The organism is Photorhabdus laumondii subsp. laumondii (genome assembly GCF_003343245.1).
In the GTDB taxonomy this organism is placed as follows: Bacteria; Pseudomonadota; Gammaproteobacteria; order Enterobacterales; family Enterobacteriaceae; genus Photorhabdus; species Photorhabdus laumondii.
The window spans coordinates 4,844,598-4,861,566 of record NZ_CP024901.1 but is presented as its reverse complement, the minus strand read 5'-3'; the positions used below and the strand labels follow the sequence as shown (position 1 = coordinate 4,861,566).

The 16,969-nt window shown below is 42.8% G+C and carries 14 protein-coding genes; 10 read left to right on the top strand and 4 right to left on the bottom strand.

The genetic code is table 11. The features are described 5' to 3' along the window. Window positions 1-324 precede the first annotated feature (324 nt). On the top strand, window positions 325-1,428 hold the full coding sequence (locus PluTT01m_RS21350) for a toxic anion resistance protein (protein WP_011148269.1): 1,104 nt from the start codon (window positions 325-327) through the stop codon (window positions 1,426-1,428). A 60-nt stretch (window positions 1,429-1,488) separates the two neighbouring features. Next, window positions 1,489-2,538 (top strand): 5-bromo-4-chloroindolyl phosphate hydrolysis family protein, encoded by a 1,050-nt coding sequence (locus tag PluTT01m_RS21345; protein ID WP_011148268.1) that lies wholly within the window; start codon window positions 1,489-1,491, stop codon window positions 2,536-2,538. 371 nt (window positions 2,539-2,909) lie between these two features. On the opposite strand, the gene tnpA (PluTT01m_RS21340) is transcribed toward PluTT01m_RS21345, so the two are convergent. Continuing rightward, window positions 2,910-3,338 (bottom strand): IS200/IS605-like element ISPlu2 family transposase, encoded by a 429-nt coding sequence (gene tnpA / locus PluTT01m_RS21340; protein ID WP_011145659.1) that lies wholly within the window; start codon window positions 3,336-3,338, stop codon window positions 2,910-2,912. A gap of 390 nt (window positions 3,339-3,728) precedes the next feature. Here tnpA (PluTT01m_RS21340) and PluTT01m_RS21335 point away from each other — a divergent pair, with 390 nt between their 5' ends. From PluTT01m_RS21335 to PluTT01m_RS21325, 3 genes are all read left to right on the top strand, one after another. Further along, the gene (locus tag PluTT01m_RS21335) at window positions 3,729-4,811 is read left to right on the top strand and encodes a PLP-dependent aminotransferase family protein (protein ID WP_041381140.1); all 1,083 of its coding nucleotides are present in this window, start codon (window positions 3,729-3,731) and stop codon (window positions 4,809-4,811) included. A gap of 68 nt (window positions 4,812-4,879) precedes the next feature. After that, entirely contained in the window at window positions 4,880-5,308 is a 429-nt protein-coding gene (tnpA, locus tag PluTT01m_RS21330; RefSeq protein ID WP_011145659.1) for an IS200/IS605-like element ISPlu2 family transposase, read from the top strand. Window positions 5,309-5,556: 248 nt separating this feature from the next. Beyond that, a complete protein-coding gene (locus PluTT01m_RS21325; protein WP_125026256.1) occupies window positions 5,557-5,868 on the top strand; it encodes a hypothetical protein in 312 nt (103 codons plus the stop codon). Between the two features lie 341 nt (window positions 5,869-6,209). Here PluTT01m_RS21325 and PluTT01m_RS21320 read toward each other — a convergent pair whose 3' ends face one another. Beyond that, entirely contained in the window at window positions 6,210-6,824 is a 615-nt protein-coding gene (locus PluTT01m_RS21320) for a LysE family translocator (protein ID WP_011148266.1), read from the bottom strand. A gap of 261 nt (window positions 6,825-7,085) precedes the next feature. Here PluTT01m_RS21320 and PluTT01m_RS21315 point away from each other — a divergent pair, with 261 nt between their 5' ends. Next, complete coding sequence (locus tag PluTT01m_RS21315) at window positions 7,086-7,550, top strand: Lrp/AsnC family transcriptional regulator (RefSeq protein ID WP_011148265.1); 465 nt, start codon at window positions 7,086-7,088, stop codon at window positions 7,548-7,550. 215 nt (window positions 7,551-7,765) lie between these two features. Here the strand turns inward: PluTT01m_RS21315 and PluTT01m_RS21310 are convergent, their stop codons facing one another. Next, window positions 7,766-8,056 carry a hypothetical protein gene (locus PluTT01m_RS21310; protein WP_041380369.1) on the bottom strand — a complete coding sequence of 97 codons (291 nt, stop codon included), beginning with the start codon at window positions 8,054-8,056 and terminating at the stop codon, window positions 7,766-7,768. A 517-nt stretch (window positions 8,057-8,573) separates the two neighbouring features. On the opposite strand from PluTT01m_RS21310, the gene PluTT01m_RS21305 reads away from it, so the two are divergent. Then, window positions 8,574-10,241, top strand: a complete 1,668-nt coding sequence (locus PluTT01m_RS21305) for a hypothetical protein (RefSeq protein WP_041380367.1) — start codon at window positions 8,574-8,576, stop codon at window positions 10,239-10,241. A 560-nt stretch (window positions 10,242-10,801) separates the two neighbouring features. Here PluTT01m_RS21305 and PluTT01m_RS21300 read toward each other — a convergent pair. Further along, window positions 10,802-11,827 (bottom strand): IS630-like element ISPlu19 family transposase, encoded by a 1,026-nt coding sequence (locus PluTT01m_RS21300; RefSeq protein WP_011144720.1) that lies wholly within the window; start codon window positions 11,825-11,827, stop codon window positions 10,802-10,804. 497 nt (window positions 11,828-12,324) lie between these two features. On the opposite strand from PluTT01m_RS21300, the gene PluTT01m_RS21295 reads away from it, so the two are divergent. The 3 genes from PluTT01m_RS21295 to PluTT01m_RS21290 all read left to right on the top strand — a co-directional run bounded on the left by PluTT01m_RS21295 (window position 12,325) and on the right by PluTT01m_RS21290 (window position 16,968). Next, the gene (locus PluTT01m_RS21295; protein WP_011148264.1) at window positions 12,325-16,008 is read left to right on the top strand and encodes a hypothetical protein; all 3,684 of its coding nucleotides are present in this window, start codon (window positions 12,325-12,327) and stop codon (window positions 16,006-16,008) included. A gap of 66 nt (window positions 16,009-16,074) precedes the next feature. Next, on the top strand, window positions 16,075-16,380 hold the full coding sequence (locus tag PluTT01m_RS27030) for a DUF6137 domain-containing protein (protein ID WP_157866909.1): 306 nt from the start codon (window positions 16,075-16,077) through the stop codon (window positions 16,378-16,380). Window positions 16,381-16,530: 150 nt separating this feature from the next. Further along, window positions 16,531-16,968, top strand: coding sequence for a hypothetical protein (locus PluTT01m_RS21290; protein ID WP_011148262.1), 438 nt, complete (start codon window positions 16,531-16,533; stop codon window positions 16,966-16,968). Window position 16,969 lies beyond the last annotated feature (1 nt).

The window sequence follows — 16,969 nt, the reverse complement described above, 5'->3', positions numbered from 1 at the left end:
CCGATAATAATGTGAATTAAATAATTTAAGTTTTTCTTCTACGTTAATGAAGGAAATTCGCTGAAATCTGTTCATTAGATGAGTTTGACAAAAATATCGTTGTTGAATAACTCCTGCCTGGTTAGGGAGCGTTACGTATTCGGTACAATTAAGGTTACCTAATTAGCTTACAACGCGGGTTTATGCAGGTATTTTTCGCTAATGTTTAATATTTACAGGCAGGTTAGAAAGTAGAATTTGTTTTAAACACATCGTAGACGCTATATGATAATTCCTTATTTTCCACGCAATTAATTTTATCGATTCAGCTAACAGGGTTATGTTATGAGTACTAAAGTTACACCTATCCCATCATTTGGTCGTGATATGGCTATCAACGAGTCAACTGTTCTGATTGATCAGGAGCACATCAACACGCTAATAGAAAAGATCGATATTTCGCAACCTGCGGCGGTGATCGGCTATGGTGCTCAGCCTATGGGAGGGATTGCCCGTTTTGCTGATACGTTATTGGAGAATGTAAAAACCAAAGAAGCTGATGAGGTAGGCCAAAAACTCTCGGATTTGGTCATGTTTATTCGTGAGCATGATGCGCTGTCCCCAGAAGAGAAAAGTAGTCGCTTTCTGAGAAAATTACCGTTGATCGGCGGGATTTTTAAGAAAGTTGAACGCACTATGATTGATCAAAAGACGCTAACACAACAGGTCGATACCATTGCCACTCATTTGGATAGTGCAATGCTTAATTTGCTGCGTGATATCACGGTGTTAGATCAACTCTACGATCGCAATCTAGGTTTTTATAAAGAAATATCGCTCTATGTTGAAGCGGGCAAACAGAAGTTGCGGCAGATTAAAACGGTGGAGTTGCCCTCATTGCAGAGAAAGGCTGAGACGTCTCAAGATATGATGGATGCGCAGAGTGTTAAAGATCTGCTGGAGAATATTAATCGTTTTGAACGCCGTCTTCACGATTTGGAACTGTCAAAGACCATTGCTATACAGACTGCCCCACAGATCCGGATTGTACAAAATAATAACCAGCAACTGGCGGAAAAGATCCAAAGTAGCATCCTTTCTACATTACCAATCTGGAAAAGTCAGATGGTACTCAATCTGTCACTGAAAGCTCAGAGTCGAGCGGCTAAATTGCAAAAAGAGGTGGCCGATACGACCAACGAATTATTACGCAAAAATGCTGAAATCCTGCAACAGAGCAGCATTGCAACGGCTACTGAAGTGGAACGCTCTATCGTTGACATTGAAACCTTGCGCGATGTGCAGAGCCGTTTAGTCAATACGATTGAGGATACAATGCGCATTGCGTCAGAAGCGCGCATTAAGCGGACTGAAATTGAGAAAGAGCTCTCCTCAATGGAAGGTAATTTACGTCAGCGTTTAACTGCGGCGGCTAATGCACAATATTAGCGACCTTATCAGGTGCTTTCCTGACAGTAATGGATAATAGTAAGAGGAGTAAAATACCCTATGCCTACACCTCAATCATCGTCTGACCGTGATGCGGCACAACAGCAGGAACAGGGAGTAATATCTCTGTTCGGTAGCATCAAGCGGTCTCTATCACGTGTACTGTTTCATATCAAAATCTTTGTCCTCGCTTTTATACTGGCTTGTGTTGTTCTGTATACTCCTTGGTCTTTTTTGGTCTTGCCTGCGGGTGATGGTCATATTTCCAGCATAGTGGTGTTATCAGTCTATATCGGATTATTGGCTCTCTATCCGTCACGTCCACATAGGCCCGCGACTTTGGCCGGTTGGTTGGTGGTGGTGTTGAGCCCGCTGGCGGAGCTGTGGGCTGCCGCACTATTGTTTGGCGGGCTGGCGGCTTTGCTCATCACGATTATCAGACAACGTAAACTAGAGGTAAGCAGGTTCCCATTATTACTGATGACAGCGAGTACTATTGTCGCGTTGTTTAGAATTGATGCCCATGCGATTCCTGTTTGGTTTGGTGTCGTATTTTTTGTCGTCGTGCTGGTAACGGTGTTGATTGAGCCTTGGAATAATTTTCGACGGCAGAAAGCGCTGCAACAGCAACAACAGCTTGTTGCTCGTCAACAGGCAGAGGAGCAGCGTCGGCAAGATGAGACACAGGCAGAGTTTGCTGAATACTATGAACAATTGGCTCAGATCAAACGTTATAAGTCTGGTATGGCGTATGAGATGCAGGAATTGGTTAACCTGATTGAGGAGAAAACGCAGGCGATCATTGACTGTATGCAGGCTGATGCCAGGGATGTCACTCCCGGTAAGTTATTTCTCAACCGTTATTTGCCAATGATTGTCAAAGCATTGGAGCGTTGTGTTTCGTTAGAGGAGCAAAGTGCTGATAGCGCCCAATTCGAAGAGGTGAAATCCCTGACTTATCAAGGGATAAAGGAAATGAGCGTAGTATTTAGCGAAATGCACCAGCGTCTGTTAGATAACGATATTGACGATCTATTGGTAGATCTAAAAGTAATGAATCAGTTGGTCCGTTCCCAAGGGTTTGCTGCTAAGTATGATCAAAAAGGCTGAAAAAATTTATGGGAATTATTGCATGAGCTTGTAAATATCTGAATTCTTGATAAAAAAATTGAATTAAGCGCCTGTTCCAAGATCAGAACTTTCGACCAAGAAAAAAAGATCTAAATAAGGAACAGGCATGGACAAATTAGTTGTATTAGTCGAATTTTTCTTTGATATCGACGATTTTTCTCGTGTTTTCATTCCACAATGGTTCTCTGTTTCTTCCCCTAATTTTACTCTTGGGTACCAGCGCCCAAATTGTGTTTCTAGCTCACCGTTTAATATGGCTGTTCGCGTTGCACTAAACAACCACCTACTAAAGTAGGTGGGTTAGTGATTAACGGACTGAAAGTCCGGATACGCGTCGGCTAAACGACGCGTCAATTATCCATCCTGAAATTATCATTCGGATTGGGTTCAAAATGATGTTCTAAATAGCTTTTGATCATTTCCTCCGTTAACTGCCCCACCGTTGCACAAAAATAGCCTCGCCCCCAAAAATGTTGGCCCCAGTACCGCTTTTTCAAATGCGAAAATTCTTCAAACAGCTTACTGGCCGTTCTCCCCTTCAGCCTTCTCATGATTTCACTTGGCGCTAATGTTGGGGGACTGCTGACGAGTATATGCACGTGATCTTGACTCACAACTCCCTTTAATATTCTGATTTCAAAGGAGCCGCATGTCTGACGGATTAATTCTCGCACTCGACTTGCCACTTCTCCTGTCAGCACTTTGTATCTGTATTTCGTTACCCACACAAAATGGTATTCAATCTGAAATACCGTGTGGCTGCCATATCTGTAATCCATGTTGCACCTCCGGTACAACACAGTATCGCAGCTAAAGCTGACCGGCTAAAGCCGGTGGTTTTAACCTTTCATTTGGAAGAATAAATAATGAACACCATATTGACTCCATTGCATTTGTTGCTTTTTATCCATTCGTTTAGTAATGAATTAATTGATTTTATTTATATATAATCTAACTCAAAATGGGTGTTATCACTATGTCAGCCGTTGATCATGCTTGATGTTTACAATATGTCAGGAAAAAAGAGATTGAAACACAGGGATGTTTATATAAATTATTTTTATTAATTACGCCTCAGCAACAAGCCAACAATTAAGGAGGCGCTCTCAAGATATAACCCATGCTTAACATACCGTTTGCCTTAATAGATCATTACATTGGAGCCAAATATGAATAATGAAACTTATGTGGCAATTAACGAATCTCTGTTTGAACTATCTGAACACGGATTAACAGATGCTGAACGAGGGCAGGCCCTGGCAGAGTTAGATTCGTATGTAAAGAAAACGCGAGAAAAATTTCTTGGCTATCAAGCCAACCAAGAACTCCACTATTCATCGGAATTTAGCAAGTACTTAGATGTTCAGTTAAATAATGTTGGCGACCCGTTTATGGCGGGCAATTTCAGACTTAACTCAAAGTTTGTTGAGCGTGCCGTACTGGATTATTTTGCTAAACTTTGGAACGCTCCTGGCAGAGATAGCACCACTCCGGGCGAGGCATACTGGGGCTATGTGTTGTCAATGGGAAGCACTGAGGGGAATTTATATGCACTGCGCAATGCGCGTGATTATCTAGCTGCAAAAGTTCTCTGGGTTGATTCGAATGCGAACAGCTCCCTTGAACAAGGGGAGTTCGTAGGTGGTAACGAGAACTCGCTTACACCCGTACTTTTTTATTCCGAAGATACACATTACTCAATTGATAAAGCAAAAGATATTTTGGCGCTCTCCACTTTCTCCAAACTAGGGGAGTCTCTTTATCCAGGGCAATGTCCCATCAAGACGAGTGATGGAAAATGGCCGACAAAGGTTCCGTCCCTCCCAACGGGATCTGTTGATATAGCTAAGCTTAGTGTATTGGTGGATTTTTTTGCATCACGTGGTTTCCCTATAGTGGTAAACTTCAACTATGGAACCTCTTTTAAAGGTGCGCTTGATGATGTAAGTGGCGCGATTGATCTGCTACTACCGATACTTGAGCGGCACGGCCTCAAAGAGCGGACTCTTGAAATTACCTTGGAAAATGGCAAAGTTATTAAAAGCCTTCGTAATGGCTATTGGTTCCACATTGACGGTGCTTTGGGGGCTGCGTATGGTCCGTTTTTAGAGAAAGCGAGAGAGCAGGGAATAGATATTGGTGAGGGACATCTTCCTTCATTTGATTTCAGAAACCCAGTTCATTCTATCGTGACCAGCGGACACAAAGAAATGGGTGCTCCGTGGCCTACCGGCATTTATTCTTCCAAATGAAAGGTTAAAACCACCGGCTTTAGCCGGTCAGCTTTAGCTGCGATACTGTGTTGTACCGGAGGTGCAACATGGATTACAGATATGGCAGCCACACGGTATTTCAGATTGAATACCATTTTGTGTGGGTAACGAAATACAGATACAAAGTGCTGACAGGAGAAGTGGCAAGTCGAGTGCGAGAATTAATCCGTCAGACATGCGGCTCCTTTGAAATCAGAATATTAAAGGGAGTTGTGAGTCAAGATCACGTGCATATACTCGTCAGCAGTCCCCCAACATTAGCGCCAAGTGAAATCATGAGAAGGCTGAAGGGGAGAACGGCCAGTAAGCTGTTTGAAGAATTTTCGCATTTGAAAAAGCGGTACTGGGGCCAACATTTTTGGGGGCGAGGCTATTTTTGTGCAACGGTGGGGCAGTTAACGGAGGAAATGATCAAAAGCTATTTAGAACATCATTTTGAACCCAATCCGAATGATAATTTCAGGATGGATAATTGACGCGTCGTTTAGCCGACGCGTATCCGGACTTTCAGTCCGTTAATCACTAACCCACCTACTTTAGTAGGTGGTTGTTTAGTTAACAAAACAAAAAATATCTCCTGAATTTCCTAACTGTAGATTATATAGGCGCTCAGGATTCCACATTAGCGGGCTCGCGAAATGGTTTTTCGGCCTTGATTCTTTGGCACTACCTGACTAAATACTCCCATAAAGACCAGATTGAAAAAATCGTACATCAACTCCAGATGAGTGAGAGCGCTTATCAGAAACTACAGGCATTGAGTGCGGAACTTGGTCGTGATCTTTACGTCCATCGCTCGCCACTCTCTCTCAGTATCCTGTTCCTTTGTCCTAACAACGACATTGTTGAAGAGTTCTCTCTCTCTACTGAGACAAAAAATGGGATTGAGTATGCACATCTTTTCGTTATGGAACATGTGACGGATGAGATGCTTAACTTGCTCATAGATGCATTACGCCAGCCGGGTGCCTTTGACAGAACAGGAGCTCTAAATAATCTGTCGCAACTGGTCAACCCGGGAACTGGATTCCGATAACTTTATACGGGGTTCAAACCTAATTAATTCACTCCAAATAGTGAATTACCAGAAGGAAACTCAGTCCGAATTGTGCAACAAAATTTTACCAATCGGACTGAGTTTTTATTAGTGGTGCAGAGCACTACAAGGGCTTCTCCGCTGACACAAGTTCTACATCATCGGTGTTTTCCAAAATGCTTCGCTGCTTGGCAGGTGCAAGTGAGAAGGTGAAGGACTGAGGTACTACAACCGGTCATCTTAGGGGTTGAAGTCCAACGGAACGAATGTGGCGATTTTTTCGCTGCACTGTTTCATACTCTTCAATTGTGTGATTGTGATATCAGACATTTGTTACATTCTCAGATGAACTGCTCTGCCAATAAGAGTACTGCGATGATAATCATCACAGAGCCGGATACCCGGCTGACAATGTGCGCGGCCTGTGCGCGGGTTTTTAGGATTGCTCGGGAACCGTATCCGACTATCAGATAAATTACGCCACAACTTAAAATGTGAAGCAGACCCAGTGCCATAATTTGTACCGGGATCGGCCAAGCGGCTGTTGGATTGGTGAACTGCGGCAACAGTGCCAGAAATAGCAGGAAGACTTTTGGGTTCAGGCTACTGACCCAGAGTCCCTTTATCGCCCATTGGGACCTGGAACCTACCTCCCGCTCATTGCTTGCTGTAGGTACGGAAGGATGACGGATCATGTTGATGCCAAGCCACAGCAGGTAACCCGCTCCGGCTACTGTTAACACTGTCAGAGCTATTGGCGTACCAGCAACAATCGCTCCTACACCAGCTGCCACAACAATTGTCGCAATGAGGTGCCCGCACAGTAATCCCATGACCGCGGGAAGTACTGCGCGACCGTGCATACCCGCAGAGATGGTGTAAGCCCAATCTGCACCTGGAGTGATGATAAACAGAACGGATACAATCCAGAATGCAGCAAACAGACTTAACTCCATAGTTTTACCCCCCAATCAGATTGCAGGGTTACAGCTTCTCTAGTCACAAATTTTAGCGTCTTCCAGTCTGAAAGATTCCTGCAACATGAGGATATACACATATTTTTTCCACCTTATTATTCTCACTACCGGATTACCATTTTGATGAAAAATATAAGTACATCCGGGCTGTTTACGTCAGTGGAAAGAATATCCTTCTATCGTTAAAATGTGTTTCCAACTTTGATTGTTTTGATGCAGATAAAAGAGAGATCCTTCCAAATGGATAAGATTGATCGCAAGATTCTTGCTGAGCTACAGGCGGACGGTCGTCTTTCCGTGACCGACCTTGCTGAACGGGTAGGTCTCAGCCTTTCACCATGTCATCGCCGGGTACGATCACTGGAACAAGCGGGGATTATCAGAGGCTATCGTGCCCATCTTGATCCCAGCAGCCTTGGTTTTAACTTTTCCGCGATTGTGTTCGTAACCTTGCGTGAAGGGGACAGGTTGGCAATCAGGTCATTTGAAGACGCTGTTACGGAAATACCGCAGATTATCTTGGCGCAAAGGCTTTTCGGTGATCCTGACTATCTCATGCACGTCGTTACGCATGATCTGCCAGCTTTTCAGAAGCTCTATGACGAACGGTTGTCTAGTATGCCCGGTGTTCAGCGCCTAATATCTACACTCGTCATGAAAACCGTTATCCAAGATCGCCCTCTTCCGTTGGCATACGGCATTTAATTAAAGGATGAAGAGAATAACTTGATGAGGCACTCTTCTATTTAGATTACAAGGTAAGCTGAGCTTACCTTGTAAAATTTCTTTAAAACAATTAAGGAATTAAATCAACTACAGCATATCCAGAACGTTTCGGTTTATTCTTTTGCATGACCTGGACAAGACATTGCATCCGCTGGTTTTGTTCTATGGGGCTCTGATACGTTGCTGTATATACCCTATTGATTTAAAGATGCATCACGGCGGCAAGGGAGTGAATCCCCGGGAGCATAGCAAAGACGGGTATAAACTGAGAAATCACCTTCTTCTTTGTAGCTTACATCCGTTATGCTCCCTTTCTTCGGATAAATCTCCCATAAATTACCTTCAAAATCTTCACTTTTTGTTGTAAAGGTGACTTTTTTCTGTGGAGTAATATTTAAAGCGTATGAAGGCGTCACTTTAAACTCAGCTATCGTATTTTGACTAGCCAGGCAGACAATGGCTCGCGTTTCTTCTCCTGACGGCAAACTGGCAATAATACTGACAAAATGGTAACCACCCTCGAACTTCTTCGGCGGAGTATATAATCCGCTGTCGCTGACTGTTTTTGATAATACATTAATTTATTATATTTAAAGATGTGAACTATTAGATTATGGTTAAGATTTATTGATAGTGATATAGTAGTTAATAGTTAGGTTATTGGAATGGGTTTTCTATTTTTATAGTATATTAAGGTAGTGTTAATGTTAATATTTAATCGTTAATTGAATTTGTCGGAAGTGTTGAGTAAATCATCCGGGGGATTAAACTAAAGAGGGTTTATTTTTATCGCCTAATATTTATATTGTTGGGTGTTTTTCAGGTGGGCTATTAATTTTCTATGAATGATTTATTCATAAAATAATGTTGTATGGAGTAATGACTTAGATTTTCTGTATCTGGGATTGTTAATTTATTGATAATTAGTGGCATGGGTAGTCTCTATTTAAATTGACTGGCCACTATTAACTATATTTGTTATTTAAATAGATGGAGGATGTAATGAGTAACGCAAATGATATAATTAACTCTTTAAGAATGTGCAGTGTTGCGTTGGGTTGGGATGCCGTTGTTGCTTATGATCGAAATAAAGTTAATCAATTATTGCTTCAGCAATATATAGAAAAGAGAGCTGCGGGGGTGCAATATCCTCCTATAAGTTTTGAAAATGAGAAGTATGGAATAAAACTCCAGGATGTCGTTTTAGGTGTGCCACTCATTTCATTTGAGGATTCCAAAATTACGGCCAGTCAGGCCACAGCAACTATGAAATTTATTTCTGGTTCGATTGTCTATACAAACTCTAATGGTCAAGTTATTAAATGGGAAAAGATCAGTCCAGCGAATAATTATGCTATCAAGCTTAATGTAAATCTGGAATATGGTAATGGGGTTGTTGAGAATATCGGTAATGGGGTCTCTGAGAATAGTGGTAAGGTTGTCATCAAATTTGAGAAAGGTACTTTACTGGATATAGAAGGATTAAATGATGCTCCAGCAGAGATTGTGCAGTATTTTAGGCAATATATTCAGTCTAATCCTAATGAATATATTCTAGGTGTATTAAAGCCTAATAATGGTAAAAATAGACTTTATCCTAAAAAATTTATTGTTCGCACACAACCAGCCCCTAGCGGAACATTACGAGATTCTAAAAACTATGGTGATGGAGCTGTACTGCTTTTTATTGCCACTAATTATAATGCAGGTGGGGGTAACCTGCCAGGAGATAACTATCCTTACATTATTCCAGAAGGAAAATCGGCAGCTCTCATTATTGGGAACGCAACCCTATTCGGTAATATATTTGCTGAACATTTTAAAAAATATATTGATGATGCTGCTTTTACAACCATCAATTCAGGGCAGAATAGTCCTGTAACTTTGCAGTTTACTGGAGGATATACACCGACAAATGAAATTATAGATGGTTCTGTAACTTTTTTAGACTCAACGACTAGATATAAGAGCTGTGATGAGAAAGGAGAGGTGCAGGTTGCTCACCTGCCATTTAATAAATTTACTATAGCTGCTGATGTTGAAGATAATGAAAGTAAGCATGTTGTTTTACAATTCCCTGAGAACCATACTTATAATCATCGATTCTCAGCATCTTGGGATTATTACGGCCCGGCAGGGTGGATACATCAAGATTATTTAAATGATTACACTTTTAGCTGTGATGGGAAATGCAAGGCTGAAGTTTCTCTGAAGGAAAATAATATTATTTCATTTTCAACGGTTGGCAAGATAACCGTTAAATGTATTAAGTCAGAACATAGTAGATTAAGTCTTATTGAAAGTAATGGAACAGAGAAGATGGCAAATCAGCTCACAGATAAAATTAATAAGACTGGTTTTTTCGAATTACCTGATATCAATACATTTTATATTCAGCATATTCTGTTTCCGAACTCGGAAGTTTTGGAATTTGATCAGATTGCTGTTCCTGGAGATTTGGTCTTATTCGGCGATATTAGCCCTACCTTGACAGGTCTGAAAGTTGAACCCGCAGAGATACTTCTGTCTGCCAATAAAACCCAACAATTTACTGTGACCCCAGCTAAGAATGTTAAATGGTCAATCAGCCCTGTAGATCTGGGTAGTATCAGTACTTCAGGACTTTATACAGCCCCTTCAGTGGCCTCTATTGGTGAGTCGAAACCGTGAAAGTGACAGCATCAAACAGCGATGGCTCAATCTCTTCAACATTCATTATTCTATTTTCGATCTAAAAAAAGTTATTCCTCTTTATATTACAAATAAAGGTACTATCAACACGCAACAAATTGCAGTAAAAGGAAAATTAACAAATCCACCAGCAAGGTATAAGGAATATTCTACGGGTGTTAATGGTACGCCCGGTATGGAAAGTTGTTGTTAGTGTATTGGGATCTATTGACTATTCATCAATTATTCAAACTAGTTAGCTACGAATTTATTTTACCTCAGGTAAGAGGTGAGGCTTTAGGATAGAAATCTGTCAACGATAGTTTGAATGTAAAGGTGACTAATATATATGGGAATAGTGGGATTATTAAGTGAACTTGGGATGATGAAGAGCATTATTATATTCCCATGATTAGTTAATTGTAGTTTAGTCGGTGGCAAGAATAGTCTTGCCACTCTATTTAAAATAGAGACGATTCGAAAAAATACAAGGTGGAACCTGTGTTTAATGAATTCAATACTCAATCGTCAAATTTTAATAATTCTATACCCAAGAAACTTCAAGATGCAGTTTTTAGCACCTGAAAATGGTCGTTAATTCTAGACATCAGCGAGTCCGCTATATCCGGTAGCGTTGTGGTGAAAAATTTGAAGACGTTGTCTCGAAATTCATGTTTATCCGCAAAATAACGGTTATTTCGAACCTGTTCATTCATGACCTTCCATAATCGCTCTATTGGGTTTAAATTTGGGCTATAGGGAGGAAGGTAATGTAACTCAATATTGCTAACATAAGCCCACTCCTTAACAAGATGAGCTTTGTTGTAACCCGCCCCATCCACAATAAGATGAATTTTTTGATGATAGTCAGGATAAGACTTTCTTATTTCATTGAAAAAACAGCAAATGTTGTAGTCATTGATGGTTTGATATTCCTGGAACACCGTACGACCAATGGCATTCAGGTTGAGCGCGCCCAATATATTCAGGCGAGTCCGGCTTCCTGTTGTTTTTACTGTTTTTTTCTCGCCTTTTCGCATCCAGCCATAACCGAGTTTGGTGCCTTGAGTCGGGTGAACAGCATCAAGAAAAAGGATGGGTTCGTCTTTCGCTGTGACTTTAAGATTCTCATAATATTCAATAAATTGTCGCTGTTTTTCTGCGTCGAATTTATGAGGGACGCCACAAGGTTTTTTATAAGAAAAACCCTGACGGTGTAGCCATTTATTCATGCCGGGAATGCTAAAGGTAATATTCCAGAGCTGAGCAACATAGGCCACGATTTCATGGGTGTGATGGAAAAGATGTTGAGATAAGTGATTGATTAAAAAATCAGTTTGTTCTTGAGAAAGCAAACTATCAGACCCCCCATTATCAGATTTAAGTTTACCTTGATTAAGGTAATCGCTGATATGACGGTTAACGGTCATTTCATGAAGACGCAGGGCCTGAGCGATCATCACTGAACTCCAGCCTTCAGAGGCCAGCAGGACCGCTTTGATGCGATCACACTCCCTCTTATCACGGCAGGTGTGATGGAGATGTTCAAGTTCGGCTTTTTGTTCATCGGTAATGAATATTTTCATAGCGAGGATAATGATCTCCATTTCGGATAAAATCAAGCATCTTCAATGATTACGGGTATATACCCGTTATCTTTCAAGTTGCCTCTTTGTTGGCTACACTCTCTCACCTTGGTCACATCGTTATCTATGCTCCCGGGGATTCGCTCCCTTGCCGTCGCGATTCATCTTGGAATCCATAGGGTATAGGCAATTCTTTAAGAACGTTTGAACAACCTATAATTGAAGTAAAACCGGAGGTAGAAACTAAGATTACACACAAGCACGTGTGACCAGTTTTTTATATAAACGACATCGATACTATGACAAGGAAAAATTAACAGTTGTTTTTTCCCATATATTGACTATCGAGCTGGTAATATTTGTGTTATTAGGGGCTTAATTAGCGATGTTGTTAGTGTTGGCATAAATCAAGCGATGGGAAGAAAATCGCGACTCGCCCTTGTCAACGTGAAAACTCATTTGGGATTCTGGCTCTATAAGGTAAGAAAATAAAACGTATGACTGCAAAATTTGAACGATTACAACAGCTCGCCCGGCACGTCGATTTTTCGGCTCTTATTCCCCCTTTGTTGGCATTTCCTGCCGATAAAGCGTTTGCCATCACCGCGGTTTCTCCACATGCTGATGCTGAGCTGTTACGCACCATCTACAGCAAATATATTACAGAGCATCACGATTGGGTAAAACAAGTAGAGGAAGTATGTGGTCCACCTCTCTGGATTGTTCGTAGTGCAGGTCTGGAAGATGGTGATATTTTCGTCAATGCGGGTGGCTATGCGAGTGTCATTTGCCATCGTACAGCAGATTTTGCCGACACTGTTGCTGAGGTTACTTTCAGTGGTTTTGAACCTCAAGCTATCGCACAACAACGGTTAATCAATCCTGATTATCAGCCACAGCCAGTCACTTGTTTTGTTCAGCGGTTGATTCAAGGCACTCCACCTCAAGTGGAACTTTTACAGGCACCCTATCTGACAGCTGATGTATGTCATAGTTTGTACAAAATTATCAGGCAGTTACATCAGCACTTTTCTGAAATTGCGTTGGATACTGAGTGGGTATTGGAAACAGATCATGGATTGGTATCGGCCACCGGACTGACCTTAGCCGGTTCTAATGGTGTTCGGGGAGAACTGGCGTTTGGTTTTGGCTTTGCGGCGGCGCAATCGCCCGGTTCAAGGGTAAACTCGGTCGCCTATCATTGGCCAACATTAGCCGCTCCCTTGTGGTATGGCACACAATTACGTCAAGTGAACGTAGATAAACTTTGGTTAGTACAGGTGCGTCCTGCTCCTGGTTACACGCTTGAACGTCGTGTTCAACGGTTAACCGCCGAAGTACGCACCGAGCTGGCGCATTGTATGCGAGCAGTACCGGTGGCAGCGCTATTACCCCCTTCTTTTCCCTCTTTAGGTAGCTTCCTTTCTGCATCGACATTGAACGATGCTTGGTCTCGTTACCTGCGTTTTCCCCTGTCTGTGCAAACGGCTCTTACCGCTGTCTTCGTTGAATCTGGGGTGGGCAGTGAACATGCTGGTATCATGTTCCGACAACAAAATTTGCCGGTTTTTCTTACCCAACTAACGGATATACCCGCTGTTCCTTGGGTAGTCATTGATAGTATGGGGGAATTGGCCTACTTTAGTGCACAAAAGCCACTTATCGAATTGAAAACGGAAACTGCCGAATCGGTTAATTTGCCTATCTCAGTACAACGTGTGTTTGACGACAGTGAATCCTTGCGAATAACGGAGCTTACATCTCAACGTGTTACCGATATTCTGCAAAATGCGTTGATTGGCTTACCTGTGTTAACGGAAAAGACCTACACCACACTTAAACGACGCACGGTTTTCCCAACAGACACTTGGCTACAAAATGGTAATGCTATCCGAAGCCCCAGTTTAACAGGTTGGCTCCTCGCACAGGCAGGAGAGAGAGCTATTGAGTTTTTCCCCTCTGATTGGCCGACAACTGATGCAACGGCAGATTATCTCTGTGCTCTTACCGCTAAAAGCAATCCGCAATCTGTGTTACCGCGCTTATGCAAAGCTATCCCAACGCTTGCAGGCAGGCTCACCCGATTCAATGATCTGTGCTTAATTATGCAGTTAATTAAAACTGAAGCATGGATTGAAAAATTGCCGTCTATCCAATTAACGTCATTGGTCGATGCTGCGATAACTGCACCGTATAGCGATGCACGCTTGTTGTTAGAATGTATACTCCATGTACTTGCAGATACAGAAATTCTGTCCATTTACGAGGATACTGAACGGTTAAATATTGTATATACTCTGGTCAATGTAGCAGAATCTACGCTTTCTCCGGCCTCTCTATTAGAGATAATACATCACGGCCAACTAGCACCGACTGCACTCGCTAGTTTGGTGTGTGCCCCAAAAGCATGTGCTGCCTATCTGGCGTTTTTAACTCCTTTGAGATGTTTTAAGGCTGCCGCTGCATTAGCTGGAGCCAGCGAAGTTGCTGATTTACTGCAAGCCACCGCTAGCCTAATGGAGACTCTACATAAAGCAAACTTACCGACATTGCAGGGCCTTTGTCGCATTGACTTGGTGGATACTTATGATCAAGTGCTTAAAGCGGTATTAATCGATGTGGTCGATCGGCGTGATCCCAGTACACATCAGCGTTACTTGGATTTGCTAAGTGGTTGGATTGCATTTGCCCAACTGTCGACTCTTTCTGCCACGGAGGCGGCGGCATTGCGTTCTTTCCTAAGGTGGATAGAGCATGTTCGTTATCAACCCATGCCAGACAATTTTTTGCTTGAGTTAAAAGAAGACATGGTGGAATGTTTGGGCGACGACTTCTTGCGCTGGCAAGTTTTAATACCCATTGCTGGCAATATGATGCCTGATCAACTGCCTATGGAAAATGCTCATCAACTACATAATCTTTTACATCAGTGGATGTTGGCTCACTTTCGAGCTCACTCCGGTTCTGAACTGCCTGCTCCCCTACGCAAACTGATAAATATCGCAGATGGTTTTGGTGATGCACGCTCTTGCCTGCTGAGGTTAACACGGAACATTCTAGAGATTTCACTCCCCTTTGTAGTACATAAGGCCAGCTTCCTCTTTAATGAGAAGGAATTGATCGTTGAATTTGCCGAACTACCGAACGCTCCGGAAGAGGACATTGGCCGTTTACATGTATTCGAAGCGTTGGCATTGCGTATTGTCGAATGGAAACCCATATGGCGAGTATCACCGAATCGAGTCTGTCAGTTAGGAACTTGGACGCTTTTCTTGCGCATGCAGCGTACTGATGGTGCCCGTTGGCAAGCTGAGGATCTCCATCAATTGGTGCTCTGGTTACGAGTGCTGTTCGATACAGCTTACGACTTCTCGTATGTTCCTAACGATGAAGTTTCACATGTATATGAAATGGTTGGTCATTCTCCTTGGCGTGACCTGTTTCGTGCTTATGCCGCTTACCGAGCAGCGGTTGATTTTTCTATTCAACGTATCACAGTCTATTCATTGCCCTTTGCCACAACTCTAGCAGCACTCTGCCTGAACCAGTTTGTACGTGATGAGGTAATTGGAGCTTGCATTGCCGGTTTTGAAGGTGCCTGGAAAGCTTTTCGTTGTATGGCTGAAGAATTGGAGAAAACAGAAGCTGACCAAAATCAATGGCATGTCCTTCACACCACAGCAGGGCAATTGGGATTGCTGCTTTCAGCGATGTGGCCGGAACAGACACTGTTGAGGATGGTACAAGTGCCGCTATCACCTGTTGCCGCTGAGCGAATAGGTGTAAGTCTGTTGCATCGTCGTGACTTGACTGCCACATTGCAACAGCTAATTGCAGAGCCAGAAAATGCAGCTTTGCGCGATTTGGTATTACACCATGTACCTGAAATCGCTGTGAATGCAAGCTCTGCCGCCACGATTGCAGATGAAGTTGCAGGCTGGCAAAGTAAATTTAAGCGCTGCAAGGAATACCTACTCGCTTATCATGCTAATTTACTCTCTGACAGCCAATGCCAGCAATGCGTCAAACAGCTTGGGTTGGTGCCTTATGGCATAACTGAGGAAATTGAAACCTATATTCAACGTGCTCTGATTCACACCGCAGCAGAGGAGAAAGGTCGTTTTAAACTGGATGAAGTTGACCCTATTGCTATTATTCGTGCCATAGGCACGGAGGCTTGAGTATGACTTTTCAACCTGATGTCAATATCAGCCAGCCTATCATGCAGAAAGATTTTGGGAGAAATCATGTCAATATCAGTGAATTACATTCGGCAATTAATTATCAAAGTCGCCTGCGATACGACAGGTGATAGTGTAGAAGAATTAATCGGGCGCGGGCGGCTGGAGATCCCTCCACGTGATGCAATTGAATTTATGGTACGCCTGGAAGCACTGTTCGACTGTACCTTGGGATGTTTGCGATACGAGCCTTTGTCAATAGAGATCGATGAATTTTCGGCAATCGTGAACAATGCCCTTAACGTGCGCGTATCTACTGCATCAACATTTTGTTGCTCGTCAACAAGCAGAGGAGCTGCGTCAGTGAGATGAAGCACTGGCAGGATTTGCTGAATACTATGAACAACTGGTCCAGATCAAGCGTTATAAGCCCGGCATGATGTATGAGATACAGAGAGTGAAGGTTGAAAAATTTATGAGAATTACTGCATGAGCTTGTAAATAGATTTTGCCGCGGAAGGTTTGCGTTTATTTGCACCGGATGATAAGTCGTTTGCGGCAGTGGCTGAACAACCTATCTCTTTGCAGGAACTGGTTCAGCTCAGGCGTTTGGCAGTACGTAGCAATGGCTTCATCATAACGCCACCCGAGTTGAGTACGGTAGTGGTTGCTCCAGTGAATGAAGCAGAGTTGCGTCTCAGCACTTTGCGTATTCATCCATGTTGCCCTTTGCTGTGTATGAATCTCGGCAGCCGGCAGGCACTATTGATTAGGCGTAGAGTGATCTGGGGGCGTCCTAATGAGCTCTTCGCAACCTTGTGTGAACTGTTGAATTCTGGTGAGCGAGTACCCTATGAGGTACTGGAGCGCAGTGTTGCTGGAAAGATCAGTCCCGCGGCTGTGGCTGAACTCGTCAGAATGATAGTTCGTTTGGGTGGCCTATTAATTGAGCCCTTATGAG

What these genes read in the sequence shown, in the direction of transcription:
- PluTT01m_RS21295 (WP_011148264.1), top strand. Translation starts at nt 12,325, where the DNA reads ATGACTGCAAAATTTGAACGATTACAACAGCTCGCCCGGCACGTCGAT.
- PluTT01m_RS21335 (WP_041381140.1), top strand. Translation starts at nt 3,729, where the DNA reads ATGAATAATGAAACTTATGTGGCAATTAACGAATCTCTGTTTGAACTA.
- PluTT01m_RS21345 (WP_011148268.1), top strand. Translation starts at nt 1,489, where the DNA reads ATGCCTACACCTCAATCATCGTCTGACCGTGATGCGGCACAACAGCAG.
- PluTT01m_RS21350 (WP_011148269.1), top strand. Translation starts at nt 325, where the DNA reads ATGAGTACTAAAGTTACACCTATCCCATCATTTGGTCGTGATATGGCT.
- tnpA (WP_011145659.1), bottom strand. Translation starts at nt 3,338, where the DNA reads ATGGATTACAGATATGGCAGCCACACGGTATTTCAGATTGAATACCAT.
- PluTT01m_RS21320 (WP_011148266.1), bottom strand. Translation starts at nt 6,824, where the DNA reads ATGGAGTTAAGTCTGTTTGCTGCATTCTGGATTGTATCCGTTCTGTTT.
- PluTT01m_RS21325 (WP_125026256.1), top strand. Translation starts at nt 5,557, where the DNA reads ATGAGTGAGAGCGCTTATCAGAAACTACAGGCATTGAGTGCGGAACTT.
- PluTT01m_RS21305 (WP_041380367.1), top strand. Translation starts at nt 8,574, where the DNA reads ATGAGTAACGCAAATGATATAATTAACTCTTTAAGAATGTGCAGTGTT.
- PluTT01m_RS21300 (WP_011144720.1), bottom strand. Translation starts at nt 11,827, where the DNA reads ATGAAAATATTCATTACCGATGAACAAAAAGCCGAACTTGAACATCTC.
- PluTT01m_RS27030 (WP_157866909.1), top strand. Translation starts at nt 16,075, where the DNA reads ATGTCAATATCAGTGAATTACATTCGGCAATTAATTATCAAAGTCGCC.
- PluTT01m_RS21315 (WP_011148265.1), top strand. Translation starts at nt 7,086, where the DNA reads ATGGATAAGATTGATCGCAAGATTCTTGCTGAGCTACAGGCGGACGGT.
- tnpA (WP_011145659.1), top strand. Translation starts at nt 4,880, where the DNA reads ATGGATTACAGATATGGCAGCCACACGGTATTTCAGATTGAATACCAT.